Here is a 1,824-nt window from a genome sequence, read left to right on the forward strand (position 1 = left end):
CTCGCTGAACGATCCCTCGGGGCGGGGGCGCCTCCTTCAAAGGAAATTATTACCGGCATCAGGATTCATCGGCTGCCACGCCGCCGAACATCAAACGGCTAAAACCACTACCGACCCATGCACCTAGGTTCACGAATTTTCGCCATCCCGCCTCAGTCAGCACTAATGCACGCTTGAATTTCCGTACTGATCAGGCCCCTTGTTATGTTGCTGTTTCAAGTAATGGGCGGCGCCTCCGCCGCCGTTCCTCACTGACCGCGGCCTTGGGAACGACGTGGACCTACAGACTTTGGTACGACTCGGCCCGTATGCTTGACGAATGAATTCTGGACGACCGGAAATAAAAGAAGGCATAAAAAGGCAAGTTCGCCAACGTTGCGGCTTCGGCTGCGTAATATGCGGGATTCCGGTCTATCACTATGACCACATGGACGAGTACAACGTTGTCCAAGAACATGCTGAGGATAACCTAACTCTACTGTGCGGTTACCATCATGATCTCAAATCGCGGGGCCAGTTACCTGTCCAGGTGGTGCGGGCCAAGAATACGAATCCACATAATGTGACTCAGAACAAAACCGCGATGCATTCCTTATTTTACTACGGTGAACATGCGGAAATCGTGGCAGGAGGAAACCGTGTCATTGTTTCAAATCGGAGCGTTTCCGCGGTCAAGATCGATGGCGATAGCATCGTAGACTTCGAGCTGGTCGACGGCAACCTCATGCTGAACCTGGACTTTCGCGACAGAGATAAAGCGCCTGTACTCACGGTGCGACAAAATGAATTAGTCCACTCCACGCATCTTTGGGACTACGAGTTCACTGGAAAACGGCTGTCGATTCGTGAGAAAAAAGGCCAGATTTACCTGACAGTCGTCTTTGAGGCTGACAAACAGCGCGTGGTGATCGAAAAGGGATTGGTGTCTCACAATGGGGTCGACCTATTAATCGATCCGCGTGGTCTTTGCATCCTGAATAACCTCATCTCTCTTTCGGGAAATTCAATCGCAGGAATCGACACAGCCATTTCCATCGGAGACGGTAGCGGAAGTAGTGGTCCTGTCGCCATGCACTTTGAGATCGACCGTCGAACGTATGATCGAGGTGCCGCGATTGCGTCGGCGCGCAAAAGAATGGCCCAAGCCGCAAAGGTACCTCCAGGATATTCACGGGGCTGCCCACAATTTCCTGTCAGCCTCAGTGCAGGAAGACCAGCGACATGGACGTCGATCTGCTTCCTGCCCTACCCTTGGGAGCGGTCATCGTGGGGAGCCTGACCTGGCTGTGTTTACGGGCCGTATTTCTACAGCAAAGCCGTCAGCGCTTCTCTTCCCTTGCAATCACATATATGAAGTGCTGATTCCCGAGGTGCCTTGGTACCCGGCATTCAAGTGGCTAGTTTCTGAGGGGCGCTTCGCTCCGCCGTGAGGACGGAAAATTTATCCGCGTCACGTCTGTTCCCGGGATCTCTGGTGCTGACAGACGCTCTTGGGAGACACTTGATGTGTGTGTTTCGGTCGACCCCGATTCGTCTATGGTGCCGGTGAGCCTGTTGGCTAGTTTGGTGGTGGAGGGCACAGCTTTGTTGTCCGCGGGACCGTGGATTGTTGCCTTGAGCACGAATGTCAGATTTGTTGTTTTATCCGCCTTCCCCGGAACGCATGCACGTTGATTCCTGCAGGACGACTGGGAAGTGTGATCCGAGATGGAAGTGATGCACCCGCGGTGCGCGGGTATTGATATTTCGAAGAAGGATGCGAAGGTCTGTGTCCGTGTCCAGGGGCGGGGGGCCAGGGCAACCGCGTCGACGGTCACCACGTGG

General features: G+C 54.1%; 1 protein-coding gene. It reads left to right on the forward strand.

Features of this window, described 5'->3' with window-relative positions; all coding sequences use genetic code 11:
• Positions 1 to 319: 319 nt before the first annotated feature.
• Positions 320 to 1,279, forward strand: a complete 960-nt coding sequence (locus tag QMG52_RS21605; RefSeq protein WP_283562456.1) for an HNH endonuclease — start codon at positions 320 to 322, stop codon at positions 1,277 to 1,279.
• Positions 1,280 to 1,824 lie beyond the last annotated feature (545 nt).

It is taken from the genome of Paenarthrobacter sp. PH39-S1 (assembly GCF_030063245.1).
In the GTDB taxonomy this organism is placed as follows: Bacteria; Actinomycetota; Actinomycetes; order Actinomycetales; family Micrococcaceae; genus Arthrobacter_M.

What these genes read in the sequence shown, in the direction of transcription:
- QMG52_RS21605 (WP_283562456.1), top strand. Translation starts at nt 320, where the DNA reads ATGAATTCTGGACGACCGGAAATAAAAGAAGGCATAAAAAGGCAAGTT.